The organism is Phyllobacterium sp. P5_D12 (assembly GCF_054049495.1).
In genome coordinates, this window is sequence record NZ_JBFUMG010000587.1 from 1 (window position 1) to 2657 (window position 2657).

General features: G+C 55.1%; 3 protein-coding genes. All 3 read left to right on the plus strand.

Translation table 11 applies throughout. The annotated features are described in order from the left end of the window. Positions 1-342, plus strand: a 342-nt coding sequence (fliN, locus tag ACXJ5O_RS23865; RefSeq protein WP_457302070.1) for a flagellar motor switch protein FliN, incomplete at its 5' end; no start/stop codon positions are given. 37 nt (positions 343-379) lie between these two features. Then, positions 380-1408, plus strand: coding sequence for a flagellar motor switch protein FliG (locus tag ACXJ5O_RS23870; protein ID WP_457302071.1), 1029 nt, complete (start codon positions 380-382; stop codon positions 1406-1408). A gap of 17 nt (positions 1409-1425) precedes the next feature. Further along, on the plus strand, positions 1426-2490 hold the full coding sequence (locus tag ACXJ5O_RS23875) for an EscU/YscU/HrcU family type III secretion system export apparatus switch protein (protein ID WP_457302072.1): 1065 nt from the start codon (positions 1426-1428) through the stop codon (positions 2488-2490). Positions 2491-2657: the final 167 nt, after the last annotated feature.

Consider the following 2657-nt stretch of genomic DNA (forward strand, 5'->3'; position numbering starts at 1 on the left):
GACAAGAACTCCATTGAAGACGAACTCAACGAAGCGATCGAAGATTTGAAGCGTGATGATCCGCAGCCAAACCGCAAATCGGGAGGCACGARGCCCAACATCGATCTCATTATGGGCATCCCGGTGGATGTTCAGGTCGTGCTCGGCAGTACATCGATGCCCGTCGCCAATCTTATGAAGCTTGGCCGCGGCGCTGTTGTCACGCTGGACAAGCAGATCGGCGATCCGGTCGATATCGTCGTCAATGGCAGGGTTATCGCCCGCGGCGAGGTAATCGTTCTTGAGGACGATTCCTCTCGCTTCGGCGTCAGCCTCACCGAAGTTATCGGCAGCGGCATCTGATCCAAAATTCACACCACAACTCTTGGAAGCCGGCCGCATGAGCGATCAAGAAATACCTCAAAGTTCAAGCGCCATCATGGATCTGTCAGGTCCCGAAAAGGTGGCGGCATTGCTCGTTGCCATCGGGCGGCCATCCGCATCGCGGCTTCTCAAGCATTTCACCGCCGATGATCTGCGTTCGCTTGCCGGCCATGCGCGCAAGCTCGAACCGATCACGCCGGGTGATTTCGAAGAGCTGGTCAAGCAGTTTGAAAATGCCTTCGCCGACGGCGCGCCGGTATCCGAAGCCGGGATGCGCTTCGAAGGATTGTTACGCGAAACGCTCTCAGCCGACGAGGCCAGCGCTGTCATCGAGAACCGCCGTCCGGAATTGGTGACGCAGGAGTCGGCGTGGGACCAGTTGCCACGCATTCCAACCGAAGTGCTTCATGCCTATTTGACCGCACAACATCCACAGGTGAGCGCCTATGTCATTTCCCGCCTGCCGTCTGATATTGCTGCCAAACTCCTGATTCGTTTCGATCCCGCGGAGCGGAGCGCCATCATACAGCGCACTTTGCACATACGTAAGGTTGGTCCAGCCGTTTCAGCAATGCTGGAGGGCATCCTGCAGCGCGAAGTCACCGGCAAGGACAACACAAGTTCCGAAAAGAGCCATCATGGAACGATCGCCAATATCATCAATCAGCTGGAAAAATCCGAGATCGACGAATTGCTTGGGGGCCTAACCGATCTTGGCGCCGATGATCTCGCCAAGATCAAAGCCAAGCTGTTTACCTTCGAGGATATCGTGCGCATATCGCAGCGCGCGCGGCTCGTCCTTTTCGATGAAATCCAAACCGACGTGGTCACGACAGCCTTGCACGGCTGCGAACCGCAGTTACAGGAACTCATCCTGCAGTCCCTGTCCACCCGTGGGCGGCGCATGGTGGAAACCGAACTTTCCAGCCAGACCAACATCAACGCCAATGCGGTGACAGAAGCACGGCGTACAATTGCCCGCACGGCTATTGTGCTCGCAGACCGCGGTGACCTCAAACTCGAAGCCGAAGAGCCCTCAGCGTGAGACGAGTTCGCTAGCCAATGTCGGATACGGCCGACAAGGAAAGCAAAACAGAGGAAGCCACTGAGAAAAAAATCAGTGATGCCATCGAAAAGGGCAATCTCCCCTTCTCCCGGGAAGCGCCAATCCTCGCTTCGATCATCGCTTTTCTCATCATAATGGTGTTCGTCGTTGTACCCAGCGGCGCAAAACTTGCTTCGTTTCTTTCCGAACTCATGGATAAATCGGACGATTGGCGGCTCAACAGTGCCGATGATGCGCGACAATTGTTTGGCATTATCGGCTCAGCCGTCGGCTTGGCCTTACTGCCGGTCCTCATCATTGTCCCTGGCGCGGGTATCCTCGCATCTGTCCTGCAAAACGCGCCCCGCATTGTCTTCGACCGCATCCAGCCGGAAGCGTCGCGTGTTTCCATTGTAAAAGGCTGGTCGCGTCTTTTCGGTTCAGCAGGCCGCGTCGAGTTCCTCAAATCCACTTTGAAATTTGCCGCCGCGAGCATCATCGTCTTCATGATCTTCTTTAAGGACAGCCATTTCTTCATCGACGCGATCATCACCGAGCCGAACCAGTTGCCCGAACTCATCCGCACGCATATCGTGCGCCTGCTTTCCTCCGTAGCGATTGCCGTCACCGTGCTTGCGGCATTCGACCTTGCCTGGACCCGTGTTCACTGGCGCAGCGAACTTCGCATGACACGCCAGGAGATCAAAGACGAACACAAACAGGCAGAAGGCGACCCGCTGCTCAAATCGCGCTTGCGTTCACTTGGCCGCGACCGGGCGCGTCAACGCATGATCGCATCGGTCCCGACTGCCACACTGATCGTCGCAAATCCGACACACTTCTCGGTTGCTCTGCGTTACAATCCTGCCAAAGACGGGGCACCCGTCGTTGTGGCAAAGGGTCAAGATATCATCGCCATAAAGATCAGGGAGATCGCCGAGGCGCATGAGATACCTATATTCGAGAATATCCAGTTGGCGCGGTCACTTTATAAGCAGGTCCAGGTCAATCACGTGATAGCTCCGGAATTTTATAAGGCAGTCGCCGAACTTATTCAATTTGTTAATGGACGCCGTAAATAATTGCCTACATTCAAGCGGATCAGTATATGAAGAGAACACAATTTTCCGTTGCCCGCGTCGAGATCATCTCCGCGCATCTGCAGGAAGTCATACACGATCTTTGCCTGGTGGATGTAGCAGACTATATTGCTTTCATTCGTTGCGAACTGTTCGGCAATATTGCCGAC

Excerpts from the sequence above, each read along its gene's own strand:
- ACXJ5O_RS23870 (WP_457302071.1), top strand. The coding sequence starts at position 380 with ATGAGCGATCAAGAAATACCTCAAAGTTCAAGCGCCATCATGGATCTG.
- ACXJ5O_RS23875 (WP_457302072.1), top strand. The coding sequence starts at position 1,426 with ATGTCGGATACGGCCGACAAGGAAAGCAAAACAGAGGAAGCCACTGAG.